This window comes from Serratia sp. JKS000199, from assembly GCF_900215455.1.
In the GTDB taxonomy this organism is placed as follows: domain Bacteria; phylum Pseudomonadota; class Gammaproteobacteria; order Enterobacterales; family Enterobacteriaceae; genus Serratia; species Serratia ureilytica.
This window is the reverse complement of sequence record NZ_LT907843.1, coordinates 2,391,220-2,409,014: the sequence shown is the minus strand read 5'-3', so window position 1 is coordinate 2,409,014 and position 17,795 is coordinate 2,391,220. Positions and strand designations below refer to the sequence as shown.

Here is a 17,795-nt window from a genome sequence, read left to right as displayed (position 1 = left end):
TTTCATCCAATCAGTGCAGTTCGGCGCCGCTGCGATCGGCCAGCGCTTCCAGCAGCGGGGCGGAAGGCACGAAGAACAGGGTGCCGGTCACCGCGTGGCTAAAATCGAGCAGCCGATCGTAGTTGCCGGCCGGGCGGCCGATAAACATGTTTTCCAGCATCTGCTCGATCGGCTGCGGGGAGCGCGCATAGCCGATAAAGTAGGTGCCGAACTCGCGCAGGCCGGGGCGGCCGAACGGCATGTTGTCGCGCAGAATTTTCACCTCGTTGCCTTGCTCGTCGGTGATGGTGGTCAACGAACTGTGCGACGACGACGGTTTGACCGCTTCATCCAGCTCGATGTTGGACTGTTTATGGCGGCCGATGATCTTCTCCTGCGTTTCCACGCTGAGCGAATTCCAGCCCTGCATGTCGTGCAGGTATTTCTGCACCAGCACATAGCTGCCGCCGCTGAACGCCGCGTCTTCGTCGCCGATCACCGTGTAGTCGAAGGCTTCGTGCCCCTCCGGGTTCTCCGTACCGTCGACGAAGCCGATCATGGCGCGCTGATCGAAATAACGGAAGCCGTGCACCTCCTCGATCACCGTCACGGCGTCGCCGAGCTTGGCGGTCAACTGAGAGGCCAGTTCAAAACACAGATCCATTTCATCGGCGCGGATGTGCAGCAGGATGTCGCCAGGCGTGGCGACCGCAACGCGCTCCCCGCTACCGATCGGGCTGAACGGATGCAGCTGGCGAGGGCGCGGCGCGCCGAACAGCGTATCCCAGGCCTCGGAGCCGAAGCCGCAGACGCAGGTGAGATTGCCCGCCGGCGCGCGTTTGCCGACCGAACGCACCACGGCGGCGATATCGCCGCACCAGGCGCGCACCGCCGCCAGATGGGCAGGAACGGGCGACAGGGTGGCGACGATGAAAATGGCATGGCGCGTGACCGGCGTGAATACGGCTTGCGGCGGGGTGTTATTTGCATTCATTGCATTCGGCTCCAGTGTGTTCGGGTGAAATAGATCAGATCAAATTAAAGTGCTCGTCGGGTTTCATCGGCGGTGGCAGCGGGCTTTGGTCGTTCATTTCCAGCAGGTTGCGCTCGATGGTGTTGCAAATGGCGTTTAACGGCAGATGGTTGGCCGACACGCCGAACGGATCCTCCAGCTCTTCGGCCAGTGAGTCCCAGGATAAGAAGGTATAGGAAATGAACACCGAAACAAACGGTGTCATGTAATGCAGATCGGTCACCAGGGCAAAAGGCAACAGGCTGCAGAACAGGTAAACGGTGCGCTGCAGGATCAGGGTATAGGCGAACGGCACCGGGGTGCTGGCGAGCCGTTCGCAGCCGCCGAGGGTATGAGACAGTTCGCTCAGCTTATCGTCGATCAGCCCGAAGGTGATGTCGCTCAGCAGGCCCTGACGGCGCAATTTGCCGATTTCCTGGCCCAGCATCAGCAGGATGCGGTTGGTCGGCATCGGGCTGGCGATCACCTCGGCCAGCTCGTTGCCGGTGAGATTGTGGTACAGATCGGCGGTGGGGTCGGTGCCGCGCAGCTGATGCTTCAGGCTCCAGCTAAAGGCGATCAGCAGCTTGGCGACCTTTTGCTGCACCGCCGGTTCGTCCGGCAGCAGGCTTTTGATCTGGCGCAGCAGGGTGCGTTCGGTAATCAGCAGCGAGCCCCACAGGTTGCGCGCTTCGACAAAGCGGCTGTAGCCGGCGTTATTGCGAAAGCCGAGAAAAATGGCGATGGCGATGCCCAACAGGCTGAACGGCGCAATGGTCAAATGCACGCCGAGCTGTTCGTACCATTGGTAGCTGATCACCGCCACTATCGACATCAGCACGTTCAGCGACAGGCGAAAGGTAATTTTTGACAGCACGGAACCGTGCCAGGCGAACAGGCGAAAAAACCAGTTCTGGTGCGGGCGAATTATCATAACGTGGGTGCTTCCTGGTGTCCTGCTATTGAGAATAGTCGATTCTTATCCGGCGGCGCTATGCCGCCGTTGTCGATTGCCAGAGCCGTTGCGGGTGCGTATAGACGGTGGCGCGCCCCGGTTTGCTGAAGCCCACCAGCGTCAGGTTGCTGCGCTCGGCCACTTCCACCGCCAGACGGGTGGCGGCGGAGACGGCGAACAGGATCTCGACGCCGCACATGGCGGACTTTTGCACCATTTCATAGCTTGCGCGGCTCGAGACCAGCGCCGCCCCTTGCGACCAGGCCTGTTGGCTGCGGTAACCCAGCAGTTTGTCGAGCGCCACATGGCGGCCGACGTCTTCACATCCGCCGCTGAGTGCGCCGTCCGGCTGGATCCAGGCCGCCGCATGGGTGCAGCCGGTCAGTTTTCCCACCGTTTGCACTTCCTGCAGTTGAGCCAACGCCCGGTCGAGCTGAGCCAAATCGAAACGTTGGGTGAAGGGCAGCGGTGCGATGGGCTGAGCAACCTCCTGCAGCTGCTCGACCCCGCAGACGCCGCAGCCGGTGCGGCCGGCCAGGCTGCGGCGCTTCTCTTTCAGCTGCATAAAGCGGCGGCTCGAAAGCTCTACATGCACTTCAATGCCGTTGCAGGCCGGTTGTTGACGGATGTCGTAGATATCGTCGGGGGAGGTGATGATGCCTTCGGACAGCGAAAAACCGATGGCGAAGGCCGCCAGATCTTTTGGCGTCGCCATCATCACCACGTGGGAAATGCCGTTGTACACCAGGGCGACCGGCACTTCTTCCGCCAGCCAATCCTGCTGCGCCTGTGCCAGATCGTTGCGCTGCCAGACCGCGTGGCGCGACAGGCATTCCTGTTTGATATCGTCGGTTTCTGCGAAGAGCAGGTGCTTGTTCATAACGTTCTCGTGACCGTCGGTGACGAGGCGCCGACGAGGATGAATTCTTATTAGCAGGTGTGGGGATTATACAGGATTCTGATCCCGCTCGCGTAGGGAATCACGCCCTGCAGGTTATCCACAGTTTTGGTGGATAACGTGTGTGCAAGGGGCAGTGAAACACTTAGCAGGCGTAAAAAAAAATCGCTCAGAAAATTATTATATTACGCGACAAAGCGCGATCCGCAGGGGGATAGGGGGTTGCACGCGTTCGCGTTTTGTTTATGCTTTACTGTATAAATATACAGTTTGGTTATGATTATGCTGAGCAATTCAAGGTTGTATGCTTTTTCACCAGGTGAGCCCCTGACGTTACCGCTGTTTGCCGATCGCGTGGCCTGCGGTTTTCCCTCCTCGGCGCAGGACTATGTCGAGAGCCGGCTGGATATCGGCAAACTGCTGGTGCGGCATCCTAATGCCACTTATTCGTGCGCGCCAGCGGTGAGATGGAGCGAGCAGGATGGATCAGGCACTGAATTTTTCACTCAGCTATGCGCAGCTGATCCGGGAAGCAGAAGATGCGATTAAAAAATGCAATCTGAACCAGGGCGGGATGGGTTACACCCTAGAGTTGGGTAAGGCTTCTGTCATTCTGAGTTTCTGGTACGGTCTGGCGCTGCAGGGCTATCCGGGCACAATAATGGATGAACGTGTTGATGCCGACCGGCTGCGCCTGCATGTCCTCATCTATAAGAGAGAGGAGTGACATCGTGGCAACGGTTAACGTCCGCCGGCCGTCGCCGCTGTAGCGACGGATGCTGATTGTGCTGGCCGAACCTGCGCGCCCCCTGCCTGCTGCTGTGGCGCGCGGACGGAACGATCAAGTCGCCGCCAACGGCAAAAGCCGGGAATTGAACGGGCGCATACGTTGGGTAGATACCGGGGAAAGCAGGCAGATCAGGAACGACATCAGAAAGTCCTGTACTACCGACAGATTAAGAAACTGAGCATCCGAGAAACAGCAGACGCGACAGGCTACAGTACTTCCCAAGTTTGTCGCATTCAGGCCTTCTATAAAGAAGTTGAGACTGATTAAAAAGCAGCCTTAATGTACAATAATTTTCGATATCCAAACTGACCCCATGAACAATCAATGAGTTAGAGGTGAAAGATGATTTCATACAAAAAAATCATACCTGCTCTTGTCATATTCGCTTTATCTAATGCTGTGGCATATGCGAATGATTTCGACAAATCAAATGAAGCGATGGCAATTTCAGCAATAGGTTTTTCTGGCTCAAATGCTCGTGTTGCACATGATGTTTGTGGGGCAACCAATGAGAAAATTGATAAATATAAAAAACAAATAAAAGACTCATTAACTAGAACATTAAAGTATGAACAGTCAGGATTCGATACGCATTGGGATAATGGTTGGAAAAATGCTGATTTTTTGGTTAAGTCATTAAGTAATGATGAAGCCTATAAAAAAGAATATTGCCGAGAGGTTTTAGATGGAATTAATAATCCTGAAATGAATTAAGGATTATTCCTTATTCGGGGTTCTACGCCGGAACCCCAGATTTTTCCGTCCGCTAAAATTATCCCCGGTTGAGCAGCTTTATACCGTCAGCTCGCAGTGGACCATCAGGGGAAATGTGGCGGTACAGCGTTTGTCGGGTTATCCCAAGCTCCTGGCATAACGTACTGACTTTCGTCTCTGGCCGTCCCATTGATGCCATTGCCAGTCGCAATTTTATTGGCGTCATTTTGTAAGGCCGTCCGCCGTTCCTCCCGTGGGCTCTTGCTGAGGCAAGGCCTGCCGCTGTTCTTTGCGGCGCTGTACGCAGCAGAGACCGACGGCCGCGCGCGACTGGCTCGACACCCGCTTAGTCCCGCCCTCTGGTCAAATGCAGGCTGACGTGTACAGCCTGCAGGCAGAGGATTTCGTCTGGCAACCGGTATCGCCCGCCGTCGGCGCCGTTCGCAATGACAATCCCTCACTCATCCTGCCCATCGATACGCCAACGGTCTGAGTGCCGCATTATCCACAGTTTTGGTGGATATCATGTGTGCAAACACACGTGAAGAACGCCAAAAGCTGCAGGAAAAATCGCTCAGAAAATTATTATATTACGCGGGAAAGCGCGATCCGCAGGGGGATTGGGGGTTGCACGCGTTCGCGTTTTGTTTATGCTTAACTGTATAAATATACAGTTTGGTTATGATTATGCTGAGCAATTCAAGGTTGTATGCTTTTTCACCAGGTGAACCCCTAACGTTACCGCTGTTTGCCGATCGCGTGGCCTGCGGCTTTCCTTCCCCGGCGCAGGACTATGTCGAAGGCCGGCTGGACATCGGCAAGCTGCTGGTGCGGCACCCCAACGCCACCTATTTCGTGCGCGCCAGCGGCGAATCGATGATCGACGGCAACATTCGGGACGGCGATCTGCTGATTGTCGACAGCGCCCTGACGCCGGAGCATGGCAATATCGTGATCGCTGCGGTGGACGGTGAATTCACCGTCAAAAAGCTGCAGTGCCACCCCGACGTGCGGCTGTTGCCGATGAATCCCGCCTACGCGCCCATCGTGTTCGACGACGAAGCGCAGCTGGAGATTTTCGGCGTGGTGACCTTTATCGTCTACGCGGCGCTGTAGCCATGTTCGCCCTGGTAGACGTCAACAGCTTCTACGCTTCCTGCGAGACCATTTTCCGGCCCGACCTGCGGGGGCGGCCGGTGATTGTGTTGTCCAACAACGACGGCTGCGTGATCGCCCGCAGCGCCGAGGCGAAGGCGCTGGGCGTGCCGATGGGCGCGCCTTATTTCAAGATCAAAGAGGAGATGCGCCGTCGCAACGTCGCGGTGTTCTCCTCCAACTACGCGCTGTACGCCGATATGTCCCGCCGGGTGATGGACACGCTGGAGGAGATGGCGCCGGCGGTGGAGATCTATTCACTGGACGAAGCCTTTCTGCGGCTGGACGGCGTGGCGCGCTGCGAAGCGCTGGAACCGTTCGGCCAGCGGGTGCGCGATCGCATCCGGCGCGAGCTGCATTTGACGGTCGGGGTTGGCATTGCGCCGAGCAAAACGCTGGCCAAGCTGGCCAACTTCGCGGCCAAGAAATGGCGCGGCACCGGCGGCGTGGTGGATTTATCCGATCCGGCGCGCCAGCGCAAACTGCTGGCGTTGCTTCCGGTGGAAGAAGTGTGGGGCGTGGGCCGCCGCCTGACGCGCCAGCTGCAGGCGATGGGCATTCACACCGCGCTGCAGCTGGCGGACTGCGATACCCGGCTGGCGCGTAAAACCTTCAGCGTGGTGCTGGAGCGCACGATACGTGAGCTGCGCGGCGAGTCATGCCTGCAATGGGAAGATGAGGCGGCGGCGAAAGAGCAGATCATCTGTTCCCGCTCGTTCGGCCAGCGGTTGACGCACTACCCGCACATGCGCGAGGCGATCTGCAGCTATGCCGAACGCGCCGCCGAAAAGCTGCGACAGGAAAAGCGCTATTGCCGCAACGTGTCGGTGTTTATCAAAACCAGCCCGCATTCGGCGGGCGAAGGCTATTACAGCAATATGGGCACCGCCCGGCTGCAAACGCCGAGCAACGACAGCCGCGACATCATCGCCATGGCGGTGCGCGCGCTGGAGAGCATTTGGCAGGAGGGGCGGCGTTATCTGAAGGGCGGCGTGATGCTGGGGGATTTCAGCGCCGCCGCCATGGCGCAGATCGACCTGTTCGACGACTGCCCGCCGCGCCGCAACAGCGAGCGCCTGATGGCGACCCTCGATCGCCTGAATCAGGAAGGGCGCGGGCGCGTATGGTTCGCCGGGCAGGGGATCGTCAAACCGTGGCAAATGAAGCGCGACATGCTGTCGCCGGCCTACACCACCCGGCTGGCGGACATTCCCGTGGTGCGGCTGGGGGAGCGGGCGCCGCGCGCTGCCGAATCGAAGGAAGAAAAACGCCGCGGGTGACAACCGGCGGCGTGGGTAGGCTGAGTGTTACTTCACCGCAGCCGGATCCGGCTTATCGGGGGCGATGCCGTACAGCGCCATGGCGCGGTTGACCTCGCTGCGGGCGATACGGCCTTCGTCAGCCAGCAGCTTCAGGGCGGCGAGCGCGATGAAATGGCGGTTGACCTCGAAGAACTCACGCAGCGCCTCGCGGGTGTCCGAGCGGCCAAAGCCGTCGGTGCCCAAGGCGATAAAGGTGCGGTCGGGCAAGAACGGTTTGATCTGATCGCCGACGATCTTCATATAGTCCGTCGCTACCACCACCGGGCCGGGATGCGCCGCCAGCAGGCTTTGGATATAAGGGACTTTCGGCGGATCTTCCGGATGCAGCAGGTTCCAGCGTTCGGCCGCCATGCCGTTGCGGCGCAGCTCGCTCAGGCTGGTGGCGCTCCAGATATCGCTGGCGACGCCAAAGTCCACGGCCAACAGCTCCGCCGCCGCCAGCGCCTCGCGCATGATGGCGCCGCTGGCGACCAGCTGAGCGCGCGGGCTCTCTTGGGTTGTCGCTGCGCTCTGTTTGAGCAAATACGCCCCCTGGATAATCCCGTCCTCTACGCCCGCCGGCATCGGCGGCTGCGGGTATCCCTCATTGAGCAAGGTGATGTAGTAGTAAATATCCTCTTGCTCAACGAACATCCTGCGCATGCCGCTCTGAACGATCACTGCGAGTTCATAGGCATAGGTCGGATCGTAGGAGACGCAGCTGGGGATCACGGAAGACAGCACGTGGCTGTGGCCGTCGTCATGCTGCAAGCCTTCGCCCATCAGGGTGGTTCTGCCGGAGGTGGCGCCGAGCAGGAAACCCTTGGTGCGCGCGTCGGCCGCCGCCCAGGCGAGATCGCCCACCCGCTGCAGCCCGAACATGGAGTAGAAGATATAGAACGGGATCGTCGCGACATCGTGGTTGCTGTAGGCGGTGCCGGCGGCGATCCAGGTCGATATCGCGCCGGATTCGTTGATGCCTTCCTGCAAAATCTGGCCGTCTTTGGCCTCTTTATAGTAGCTGAGCTGCCCGGCATCTTGCGGGGTATATAGCTGGCCGAGCCAGGAATGGATGCCAATCTGGCGGAACAGGCCTTCCATGCCGAACGTGCGCGACTCGTCCGGCACGATGGGCACGATCAGTTTGCCGATGTTGGGGTCTTTGAGCAGCGCGCCGAGGATATTGACGAAGGCCATGGTGGTTGACATGTTGCGCTCGCCGCTGCCCTTAAGGAGACTGTCGAAGCGCGATAACGCCGGTATCGCCAGCGGGGTGGATTGGCCGAAGCGGGCGGGGATGTAGCCGCCCAGCGCGGTGCGCGTCGCGGTGATGTACTTCGCCGCCGCGCTGTCGGGCTCGGGCTTCAGATAAGGGATCGCTTCCAGCTGCGCATCGGGGAGCGTCAACCCCAAACGATCGCGGAAGGCTTTCACCGCATCCTGGCTCATTTTTTTCAGCTGATGGTTGATGTTCTGCCCTTCACCGGCTTCTCCCATGCCGAACCCTTTGACCGTTTTGGCCAATACCACCGTCGGCCTGCCCGGGGTATGCATCGCCTGATGGTAGGCGGCGTACACCTTTTGCGGATCGTGGCCGCCGCGGTGCAGCGCCCAGATCTCATCGTCGCTCAGATCGGCGACCAGCGCGAGCAACTCCGGGTACTTGCCGAAGAAATGCTCCCGCACATAGGCGCCGCTTTGCGACTTGAAGGTCTGGTAATCGCCGTCGACGCACTCCATCATGCGCTGCATCAGCAGCCCGGAGCGATCTTTTTGCAGGAGTTTGTCCCAGCCGCTGCCCCAGATCACCTTGATCACCTGCCAGCCGGCGGCTTTGAAGGTGCCTTCCAGTTCCTGAATGATCTTGCCGTTGCCGCGCACGGGACCATCCAGCCGCTGCAGATTGCAGTTCACGACGAAGATCAGGTTATCGAGCTTTTCTCGCCCGCCCAGCGCAATTGCCGCCAGCGATTCCGGTTGATCCATCTCGCCGTCGCCGAGAAACGCCCACACCTTTCTCCCCTGATGCGGTTTCAACCCGCGGTATTCCAGATAGCGCATATAGCGTGCCTGATAGGCGGCGGTCAGCGGCCCCAGCCCCATCGAAACGGTGGGATATTGCCAGAAATCCGGCATCAGCCTGGGGTGCGGATAGGAAGAAAGGCCGCGGCGCGCGGATTCGCGGCGAAAGTTGTCGAGCTGCTCCTCGTCGATGCGGCCTTCGAGATAGGCGCGGCCGTAAATGCCGGGGGCGGAGTGACCCTGGATATACACCATGTCACCGGCAAACTCATCGGTGCGTCCGCGGAAAAAGTGCGTGAATCCCACGTCGTAAAGTACCGCGGCCGACTGGTAGGTGGCGATGTGTCCACCGACGTTGGAATGTTTGCCGGCGCGCAGCACCATCGCCATGGCGTTCCAGCGAATAAACGCATTGATGCGCGCTTCCGCGGCCAGATCGCCGGGATACGTCGGCTGCTTATAGACCGGGATCGTATTCACGTACGGCGTGGTGACCATGCTGAAGAAATCGCCGTGTTTTCGCTGATCGGCTTCGGCCATTCTTTCCAACAAAAAATGCGCGCGTTCACGGCCGTCGATGTCGGCGACCCCTTCAAATGCCTCAAGCCATTCAGCCGTCTCTTGTGGGTCAAGATCTGCTTTTACCGCGGGTTGGTTCATAAAAGCTCCAAATGTACTTACCTGATAAGGCGCTGAGCGATACAGGAATTTATTGAATTGCATATGCAAGAGTTGCAAATGCAATAATGGCGAAAGCCACTCTATCCCTTTACAATTGCAATTGCAACTCACCGCTTTTGACGAGAAAACTGACATGACAGATAAACAACCCGACCTGTGGTTCTCCTTCGTGCGCGCGCACCGGGCAATCATCAAAAAGATAGAAACGCAATTGTCGGAGGCGGGGCTGCCGGCGTACGCCTGGTATGACGTGTTATGGGGATTGGAAAGCGGGGAAAACGGCACGCGCCGCATGCATGAACTGGCGGACGTGTTGGTGATTGAGCGTTATAACCTGACCCGCCTGATGGATCGCCTGGAAAAAGAGCGGCTGGTCACGCGTTTCCGTTCGGATGACGACCGTCGGGCCTCCTTCGCCACCATCACCGAGGAAGGCAAGGCCCTGCGGAAAAAAATGTGGGAGATCTACCGCGCGGTGGTCAAAACCCACTTTCTCAATCAGTTCAGCGAAGAAGAGATCGCACGCTTCTCCGACGCGTTGGACAACGCGATGCAGCTGGCCAGAGCGTGATCAGGCATCGGGCGTGATGTGCAGAACGCGCAGCGCATCGGCGATCAGCGTCGAGGGAATTTTCTGCTCGTCGGCCAGCAGTTTGAGGGCACATAGCGCAATCCATTCCGCCTGCGGATAGTGAATTTCGCCCCGGGTGCGAGAATCCGAACCCACCGCGGCAAAGCGTGCGGGAATGAACCGCTTGAGCTGGTTGGCGAGCAGATGCGAATAGTCGGTGACGGCGACGACGGGGACATTCCCGGCGCCCAGACACGTTTTCAGATGGCATTCGCCACCGCTGTCCTGGCGCTGCATGTCGGCGAGTTCGGCATCCTGCGCCAACCGCGTGTAGCTGGGGCAGCTCCAGATTTCGGCCGCGATGCCCCAATTTTTCAACACCTCAGCCGCCTGCTGAACGCGGGCGAGCGCTCTGCCTGCGCCGCACAGGCGAACCTGCAACGGCGAGTCCGCCGCCGCCGCGACACGATACATCCCCTTGAACGCCTGCTCTGCGACAAACGGCTCACCGGAAGCGGGGGCGTCATTGTCTGCGTTGGTCGCGAGATACACCATCTTTCTCGTTCCCTCCAGATAGAGCGCGTGCAGGGCGTGATGGAGTATCGCGCCGGTTTCCCGGGCATTGGCCGGATCGAAAGGCAGCCAGTCCGGCATGGCGGTGAGCTGGAGCGGGAACCAGGCCTGCACGCCTTTCGGCAAGTCGGTACTGCCGGTATCCGCATCGCTGATGAAAATCCCCTTGCGATTGGTTTCCGGCTCAAGCCCGCGGAGCATGTCCACCGAAGGGGTGTTGACGACGTAAAACAACGGTTTCTCATAACGTTCTGATTGATGGCCAAACCAGAGCGGCCAGGCGGTGGCGTAGCAGGAGCTCGGCGGTTCGGCGCGCCTTCTGCCGTCGATGAGCCAGATGTTGCCACTGGCGTTTAGTTCGCTCAAGGCTTCCGCCGTCCAGGCGGTGGAAGAGGGAAGCGCCGCGCCGGCGTTCTGGCTGACGGAGGCCATCTTGCGGATACAGGCTTCGGCCAGGGTTCTGGTCCTGGCGGAGGCGGCAGGCATTGTTATACGTTGAGGCGACATGCGGAGCATTCCCTTTAAGTTGCAGGTGCGATGATTGTAATTGCAATTCATGGCGTGTGCCAATGACTTCTGAACAGGTCGCAGCCATCCAGGCGTGACCCGCGGCGATATATTCAGGTTATGCAGACGCGATCCTATTTGTTTCACCGACCAGACAGCCGCCATCCGTTGTCCTTATTTCTGCGGTTTTTTATAAATGACGGGCAGCTAAAAACGGTTTGCCGATAGGGATAATGCGCGTGTCAATCCGCGTTAAACGAGAATATCGGCATCTTAAAAATAAAACGAAATAAGGATGAAAGCATATGCCTGGATTTAATTATGGTGGTAAAGGAGATGGGACTAACTGGAGTTCTGAACGCGGTACGGGCCCTGAGCCGGGGGGCGGCGATAAAGGCCATTCCGGCGATCGCGATCGCGGCGGCGCCGGCGTTGGCAACAGCCCGGAACAGCAACAGATAGCGGCGATCCAAAACGATCCGGCGCTGCGCATGAAGCTGGAGGCGGTGATTAAGGCGGCGCGCAGAATTAACCCGGATGCGAAATTGCATATTGAAAGCGTCAGCCCATCCGGCACGCTGAGCCTTTCCGCCACCGGTTTGACGGCCGATCAGGCGAAGCACATTGGCCTGGGGGGGCTGGTGATGGGGGTCAACGCTAAGGGGGGGACAGTGGCGATCGGGGATATCGAAACCGGCCATGCGCGCAAACCCTCACCCCCTGGCAAAGGCGGCAACAATGGCCTGAATGCCGGGCAGATCGGCGCCTCTTCGTTAGGCAGTTTCGTGACAGACTCGCATCGCGATCGGCCCGTCAGCGGCTGGCATGGCAACGGCAAAACCGGTGAATTCTCGACGACCCGCACGACCGGGAGTTACTACGGTTTTCATCATTTGAAGGTGGAAAAGCAAGACGGAGTGGCGACCTACAACCTCTACTATAAGGCCAATAAGAACCGGCCCGCGTTTATCGCCGTGGTGAGAGGGGATAACCTGAATGCCATGGAGGTGAAATATGCCAACGGCAAGCCGGTAAAATCGCCCGGCTCGGTAAAAACGATCGTTAAGGAATTCGTCGAATATCAAAATGCGGAATTAAAAGCCATCAAGGATGGCGTCAGCCTGGCCGCAGGTATCAATAAAGATATCGCGGAAAAGATCGGCGCGAAATACGCCAAACTCGCCAAGGATTTGGAGGCGGGAATTCAAGGAAAATATATCCGCAACGTGCAAGATGCGGAGAAAACCTACGAGCAATTGACGAAGGGCCTGAATAAAAAGCTCAAGGCGCAGGACAAAGCGGCGATTGTCGCCTGGCTGAAAATGATCGATGCGGAACAGTATGCCCGCAATGCGCGGGTATTGGGCAAGGTCTTCACCGGGGTGGACTGGGCGCTCAAGGGCGCGGATCTGGTAAACGCCGCGATTGAAGGTTTCTCTACCGGCAACTGGAAAGCGTTCCGCAACCAGCTCGAAGCGCTCGGGTTGTCGATCGGCGCAGGATATACGCTTTCCGCTATCGCTGCGTTTTTCGCGCCGACGCTGGTGTCGTCGACGGTGGGCATTTTCGCCTTTGCTTACCTGTTTGGCTGGGCCACCAGCTATATCGATGCGGAACGTGCGGGGGAACTGGAGAAGTGGGTCGCTGACCTGTAACGGCATGAGGGGGCTGGCCCCCTCATTTTATCCCTCACACCCTCTACCTCTTTCACACCACCGGCGCCACCGTCAGCAGCAGATTGGCGAAGCGGCGCCGTTCGCCGGAGGCGATCACCAGCAGCGTCCGATCCGATTTGACCGCGGCGTAAAACGCCTCGCGCGGCAGGTGCTCGATCGGGCAATGTTCTGGCAGCAGTTGCCGGTATTCGGCTTCGATAGTGTTGGTGAAGTCCGGCGGGCAGGCCATCAGCGCCGCGCTTTCCACGTTGATGCAGGCCAGCAGTTTTTCCAGGATTGGCGGGGCGGCGAGCGTGCCGGGCGCCAGGTTCAGATAGACCACGGTGGCGTCTTTCGGCGCGTGCGTCACGCAGGCGTAATTGCCGTCGGCGATCAGCACCTGGGTTTTATGCCCGCATTGCGCCAGCGCGGCGAGCAGCGGCGGGTGAGTGATGGCGGATTTGATCATAAAGCGATTCCTGAATAGGGGGCGGCTGTGCCGCCCGCAGCTGAACTACATGCGGAAGATGCCGCCGTTGATGTCGAGAGTGGCGCCGGAGATGAAGCCGTCGTATTCCGCCGCCAGGAAGGCGATGGCGCGGGCCACGTCGTCCGGCGTGCCTGCGCGGCCCAGCGGGATGCTGCGAACGGTTTCCTCCGCCGATGCCTGGGTGGTATGGCGATTATGAAAGCGGGTGCCGAGGATCAGGCCGGGCGCCACCGCGTTCACCCGGATGCCGTGCTCGCCCAGCTCCGCCGCCAGCGAGCGCGTCCAGGTGAGCACCGCGCCCTTGGTGGCGGAATAGACCAGCGAGCCGGCGTGCCCGCCGGCGCGGCCGGCCAGCGAGGCCAGGTTGATGATGCTGGCGCCGTTCGGCGCCGCCTTCAGGTGCGGCAGCGCGCTCTGGGTCACGTTCAGCATGGTGGTCATGTTTACGTCGATCACGGTTTGCCAGAAGGCGCGATCGATCTCGCCCAGCCATTTGCGCCCGACGATGCCGCCGACGTTATTGATCAGAATATCGATGCCGCCGAGAAACTCGGCGCCGGCCGAGACGCAGCGCAGCGTTTCGTCGGTGTCGATGAGATCGGCGTAGCCGTAGGCGGCCTTTTGTCCGAGTGAATGGGCCAGTGCCACCAGCGCCTTGGGGCCGCTTTCGTCGCTGTGGTAGTGAAAATAGATGTCGCACCCGGCCTTGATCAGCCGCTCTGCGGTGGCGCGGCCGATGCCCTGTTCCGCCCCGGTGATAAAGACCTTTTTGCCCGCAAGATCGCCCATGATTGACTCCTTATTGGTTCGTTAAGAATTGATGACGCCTTCACGCTGTTTGGCGCAGTAGAAAATGCAGATCAAACCGGTCGCCAGCAGGCACGAGGCCAGGAAAAACAGCCCCGGCGCGCTGCTGCCGGTCAGATCGTTCAGCACGCCCACCGCATAGGGGGCGACAAAACCGCCGATATTGCCGATGCAGCTCACCACCGCCAGCCCGGCGGCCGCGGCCGCGCCGGTGGAGATATTGGCGGGCATGGATAAGAACGGCGGCACGGCGGTGTAGATGCCGATGGCGGCAATGCACAGGAATGACAGCGCGACGAACGGGTCGTATTTAAAAAATGTCACCGCGCCCATTAGGCCGATGGCGGCGATCACCATGCTGAGGCCGGCGAACACGCCGAGCTTTTTGGTTTTGCTGGCCCACAGGCTCCACGGATACACCAGCAGCGCGGCCAGGCCGTAGGGAATGAGCGCCAGCAGGCTGACGCGAAAGATATCGCTGCCGGAAATGGCGCTGATGATCGACGGCAGCCAGGTGCCGAAGCCGTAAATGCCGCATACCATGCCGAAGTTGAGCAGCGCGTAGAGCAGGTACTTTCTGTTTTTAATGCCCTTGAGGAAGTCGCCCAGCGTGATTTTTGAGCCGGATTTGGAGCGGCCGGCGTTGCTCATCAGCCAGGCTTTTTCCTCCACGTTCAGATAACCGACGTCCTTGGGCGAGTTCTTGATCAGGAAGGGGATCAGCAGGCCGATGACGATCGGCGGCAGCCCTTCGAGGATGAACAGCAGCTGCCAGGGGGCGAAGCCGAACCAGTCATGCTGAATATTGAGAATAAAGCCGGAAATCGGCGAGCCGACCGCGTTGGACAGCGGCTGGACGATGATGAACATGCCGAGAATTTTGGTGCGGTATTTTTCCGGGAAGAAGACCGTGAAATAATACACCACCGAGGGAAAGAAACCGGCTTCGCACACGCCCAGCATAAAACGGCAAATATACAGCTCCAGCGGCGTGCGCACAAAACCGAGCAGGGTTGCGAAGATGCCCCAGGAAATTAATATTCTGGCGAACCAGATGCGCGGACCGAATTTAATGGTGCCGGCGTTGCTGGGTATTTCAAACAGGAAATAGCCGATAAAGAAAATTCCGGAAGCGAAGCCGAAAGCCGAGGCGGTCAATCCCAGATTATCTTCCAACGCTTTGGCGGCGTAGGCCATATTGTTGCGGTCGAGAAAGGCCAGGAAATACAACAAGATCATGAGGGGGACAATATGCAGCGTCAATTTCCTGATGGCACTGCGTTCAATATCCTTTGGCATTGTTTTTTTCATCATGGTTTTTCCCATGTGGTTAATCGGAATAATAGCGGCCCGGCCCAAAGTCATGAGCGGCATGCTGAATAACGACGTTGCGTGCATAAAGCGTCGCGCCGTTTATTTATTGCGACGACGCTGTTTTTTCTGATTTTGGCTGCGGCGAGCCGGACGATGCTATCTGCGCATCGCCGGGGTAAGCCGTTTTTACCGTATTAACCGGCGGTTTTGACGGAACGCCGGCTGATGACCGTCGGCGGGAAGAGAAACTCGCCGGGCGGTTGTGAATCATTGTTGATGCGGCCGATCAGGCGTTCGACCATCAGCTGCGCCATCTCGGCCAGCGGCGGGCCGATCGACGTCAACCCCGGTTCGGCCAGGCCGGCAAGCGCGATATTGTCGATGCCGACCACCGAAATCTCTGCTGGCACCTGGACGCCGGCGGCGCGCAGCCCCACCATCAGCCCGATGCCCAGCGCATCGTTAATCGCCACGATGCCGTCCGGGCGCGGCGTCAGCGCGAGGATGCGGGATGCCAGCGTCAGCCCCAATTCGAACATCTCCGTGTCGCCGTAGGCGCTGGTGGCTTTGCCTTCGATCACCCGTTGGCGTTCGCTCAAGTTGTGCCCCAGCGCACTCAGAAAACCGTCGATCTTGTGGCTGCGCCCCACGGTCAGCGCCGCTTCGGTGGCGAACACGATATGTCGGCAGCCGCGTTCGAGCAGGTGCTGCGCGGCCAGACGCCCGGCGGCGAGATTGTCCATCGACACGCTGTCGAACAACCGGCTGTCGGCGGCCATCGGCTCGGCGAACGGGCTGTCATAGCTGACGATCTTCATGCCTCGCTCGGCCGCCCGGACAAAATGGGTCTGGCGGATGTCGCTCGCCGCCACGATGATGCCGCGCACGCCATGCAGAAACATATCGTCGATAAACGCGGCTTCCTCCTGTTCCTGCCTGTAGGCGTTGCCGAGCAAGACGCGGTAGCGGTGAGCGCGCGCCGCGCTGTCGACGGCGTGCGCCAGCGCCGAAAAACTCGGGTTAACGATCGACGGCAGCAGCAGGCCGATGATCTTCGCCTGTGGCGCGAGGTTCACTGCGGTGCGCGCCGGACGATAGCCCAGGGTGTCCATCGCCTGTTCGATGCGCTGACGGGTCTGTGCGCTCATCTGGTGGCTGCGATTATTCAGCAGGTTCGACACGCTGCTGATGGACACGCCGGCCAACCGCGCGACATCACGAATATTTGCCATTTGCCGATCCCTTGCTGCCTGCCGTTAGCCTGCAATCTATAAGGGAAGGCGGGCGCAGGCAAGCCGCAACCGGGGCGAAACCCGCACGGGATCGCGCATTTGTGAGAGTCGTCAGGCGCAGGGCTGGTTGTTTACTAAACAGCAAAGGGCGGCGGCCATGGGGTGACGCGGATGAGTGAGATCTGCGAAGCATCTCTCGTTTATCGCACTTCGGGGCGGCGGGTTCTGTACTATTGTTTTCTCTTTGCGGCACGTTCCAGGCCGATGGGGCGCTGGGCGCAACGGAGATCACAGATGAACAAACGGGAATTAGAAAGCGCGATTGTCACCGATTTTTCCAAACGCATGAGCTATGGCGACTACCTGTGCCTGGACCAACTGCTGGACTGCCAGCACCCGCTCTCCAACCCGGCGCATCATGACGAAATGCTGTTCGTGATACAGCACCAAACCTCCGAACTGTGGATGAAGCTGATGCTGCACGAGCTACAGGCGGCGCTGCGGCTGGTGCAGCAGGACAAACTCAGCCACTGTTTCAAAATTCTCGCGCGCGTCAAACAGATCCAGCGGCTGCTGTTCGAACAGTGGGCGGTGCTGGAAACGCTGACGCCGTCGGAATACGTCGAGTTTCGCGATGTGTTGGGCAGTTCGTCGGGCTTCCAGTCGCATCAATACCGTTCGATCGAGTTTCTGCTCGGCAACAAGAACGCCGCCATGCTGGCGGTGTTCAGCAGCGATGCGGAAAAACACGCGGCGCTGAAGGCGATCCTCGAAGCGCCGAGCCTGTACGACGAATACTTGCTGTACCTGGCGCGCCACGGTTTGCCGATCCCGCAGGAGTGCCTCAAGCGCGACTGGACGCAGCCCTATCAGCGCAACCCGGATCTGCTGCCGGCGTTCAAAGTGATCTACGACAACCCGCAGACCTATTGGGAAGCGTATGAAATGGCGGAGAAGCTGGTGGATATCGAAGAGAGTTTCCATCTGTGGCGCTTCCGCCATATGAAAACGGTGGAGCGGATCATCGGCTTTAAGTCGGGCACCGGCGGTTCCAGCGGCGTCAGTTTCCTGAAAAAGGCGTTGGATCTGACCTTTTTCCCCGAACTGCTGGACGTGCGTACCGAAATCGGTGCCTGAGA

Annotated in this window: 16 protein-coding genes and 4 pseudogenes; 10 read left to right on the top strand and 10 right to left on the bottom strand. The window is 59.2% G+C overall.

The genetic code is table 11. From position 1 onward, the window contains the following. Positions 1–10: 10 nt before the first annotated feature. The 3 genes from CPH57_RS11610 to fdhD are packed head-to-tail and all read right to left on the bottom strand — an operon-like array spanning position 11 to position 2,826. On the bottom strand, positions 11–973 hold the full coding sequence (locus CPH57_RS11610) for a Dyp-type peroxidase (protein ID WP_033643584.1): 963 nt from the start codon (positions 971–973) through the stop codon (positions 11–13). A gap of 34 nt (positions 974–1,007) precedes the next feature. Next, positions 1,008–1,925 carry a bestrophin family protein gene (locus CPH57_RS11605; RefSeq protein WP_033643582.1) on the bottom strand — a complete coding sequence of 306 codons (918 nt, stop codon included), beginning with the start codon at positions 1,923–1,925 and terminating at the stop codon, positions 1,008–1,010. 58 nt (positions 1,926–1,983) lie between these two features. Further along, positions 1,984–2,826 carry a formate dehydrogenase accessory sulfurtransferase FdhD gene (gene fdhD, locus CPH57_RS11600; RefSeq protein WP_033643581.1) on the bottom strand — a complete coding sequence of 281 codons (843 nt, stop codon included), beginning with the start codon at positions 2,824–2,826 and terminating at the stop codon, positions 1,984–1,986. Positions 2,827–3,120: 294 nt separating this feature from the next. Here fdhD and CPH57_RS24690 point away from each other — a divergent pair. The 4 genes and pseudogenes from CPH57_RS24690 to CPH57_RS24355 all read left to right on the top strand — a co-directional run. After that, positions 3,121–3,311 (top strand): annotated as a pseudogene (locus CPH57_RS24690) (DNA polymerase V); the annotation flags it as partial. A 14-nt stretch (positions 3,312–3,325) separates the two neighbouring features. Continuing rightward, a complete protein-coding gene (locus CPH57_RS11590) occupies positions 3,326–3,571 on the top strand; it encodes a hypothetical protein (protein ID WP_016927225.1) in 246 nt (81 codons plus the stop codon). A gap of 117 nt (positions 3,572–3,688) precedes the next feature. Next, positions 3,689–3,901, top strand: a pseudogene (locus CPH57_RS24685) (resolvase); the annotation flags it as partial. A 75-nt stretch (positions 3,902–3,976) separates the two neighbouring features. Further along, positions 3,977–4,348 carry a hypothetical protein gene (locus CPH57_RS24355; RefSeq protein ID WP_126502249.1) on the top strand — a complete coding sequence of 124 codons (372 nt, stop codon included), beginning with the start codon at positions 3,977–3,979 and terminating at the stop codon, positions 4,346–4,348. Between the two features lie 58 nt (positions 4,349–4,406). Here CPH57_RS24355 and CPH57_RS24680 read toward each other — a convergent pair. Continuing rightward, positions 4,407–4,640, bottom strand: a pseudogene (locus tag CPH57_RS24680) (resolvase); the annotation flags it as partial. 21 nt (positions 4,641–4,661) lie between these two features. Here CPH57_RS24680 and CPH57_RS24840 point away from each other — a divergent pair. From CPH57_RS24840 to umuC, 3 genes and pseudogenes are all read left to right on the top strand, one after another. Further along, positions 4,662–4,841 (top strand): annotated as a pseudogene (locus CPH57_RS24840) (hypothetical protein); the annotation flags it as partial. Between the two features lie 188 nt (positions 4,842–5,029). Further along, entirely contained in the window at positions 5,030–5,464 is a 435-nt protein-coding gene (gene umuD / locus CPH57_RS11570; RefSeq protein WP_033643579.1) for a translesion error-prone DNA polymerase V autoproteolytic subunit, read from the top strand. A 2-nt stretch (positions 5,465–5,466) separates the two neighbouring features. After that, positions 5,467–6,783 (top strand): translesion error-prone DNA polymerase V subunit UmuC, encoded by a 1,317-nt coding sequence (umuC, locus tag CPH57_RS11565; protein WP_033643578.1) that lies wholly within the window; start codon positions 5,467–5,469, stop codon positions 6,781–6,783. Positions 6,784–6,810: 27 nt separating this feature from the next. Here umuC and aceE read toward each other — a convergent pair whose 3' ends face one another. Then, the gene (gene aceE, locus CPH57_RS11560; protein ID WP_089194900.1) at positions 6,811–9,486 is read right to left on the bottom strand and encodes a pyruvate dehydrogenase (acetyl-transferring), homodimeric type; all 2,676 of its coding nucleotides are present in this window, start codon (positions 9,484–9,486) and stop codon (positions 6,811–6,813) included. Between the two features lie 154 nt (positions 9,487–9,640). Between aceE and CPH57_RS11555 the strand changes: the two genes are divergently transcribed. After that, positions 9,641–10,078, top strand: coding sequence for a MarR family winged helix-turn-helix transcriptional regulator (locus tag CPH57_RS11555; protein WP_033643576.1), 438 nt, complete (start codon positions 9,641–9,643; stop codon positions 10,076–10,078). Here the strand turns inward: CPH57_RS11555 and CPH57_RS11550 are convergent, their stop codons facing one another. After that, positions 10,079–11,158 carry a pyruvate dehydrogenase (lipoamide) gene (locus CPH57_RS11550; RefSeq protein ID WP_096242359.1) on the bottom strand — a complete coding sequence of 360 codons (1,080 nt, stop codon included), beginning with the start codon at positions 11,156–11,158 and terminating at the stop codon, positions 10,079–10,081. It abuts the gene before it with no gap. A 491-nt stretch (positions 11,159–11,649) separates the two neighbouring features. On the opposite strand from CPH57_RS11550, the gene CPH57_RS11545 reads away from it, so the two are divergent. Beyond that, complete coding sequence (locus CPH57_RS11545) at positions 11,650–12,813, top strand: colicin-like pore-forming protein (protein ID WP_231922837.1); 1,164 nt, start codon at positions 11,650–11,652, stop codon at positions 12,811–12,813. Between the two features lie 52 nt (positions 12,814–12,865). Here the strand turns inward: CPH57_RS11545 and CPH57_RS11540 are convergent, their stop codons facing one another. The 4 genes from CPH57_RS11540 to CPH57_RS11520 all read right to left on the bottom strand — a co-directional run bounded on the left by CPH57_RS11540 (position 12,866) and on the right by CPH57_RS11520 (position 16,656). Further along, positions 12,866–13,282 carry an RbsD/FucU domain-containing protein gene (locus tag CPH57_RS11540; protein ID WP_033643572.1) on the bottom strand — a complete coding sequence of 139 codons (417 nt, stop codon included), beginning with the start codon at positions 13,280–13,282 and terminating at the stop codon, positions 12,866–12,868. A 45-nt stretch (positions 13,283–13,327) separates the two neighbouring features. After that, complete coding sequence (locus tag CPH57_RS11535) at positions 13,328–14,092, bottom strand: SDR family NAD(P)-dependent oxidoreductase (protein ID WP_033643571.1); 765 nt, start codon at positions 14,090–14,092, stop codon at positions 13,328–13,330. 21 nt (positions 14,093–14,113) lie between these two features. Next, on the bottom strand, positions 14,114–15,349 hold the full coding sequence (locus tag CPH57_RS11530) for an MFS transporter (protein ID WP_226772921.1): 1,236 nt from the start codon (positions 15,347–15,349) through the stop codon (positions 14,114–14,116). A gap of 269 nt (positions 15,350–15,618) precedes the next feature. After that, on the bottom strand, positions 15,619–16,656 hold the full coding sequence (locus CPH57_RS11520; RefSeq protein WP_033643570.1) for a LacI family DNA-binding transcriptional regulator: 1,038 nt from the start codon (positions 16,654–16,656) through the stop codon (positions 15,619–15,621). Positions 16,657–16,950: 294 nt separating this feature from the next. On the opposite strand from CPH57_RS11520, the gene kynA reads away from it, so the two are divergent. Beyond that, positions 16,951–17,793, top strand: a complete 843-nt coding sequence (gene kynA / locus CPH57_RS11515) for a tryptophan 2,3-dioxygenase (RefSeq protein ID WP_046687354.1) — start codon at positions 16,951–16,953, stop codon at positions 17,791–17,793. Positions 17,794–17,795: the final 2 nt, after the last annotated feature.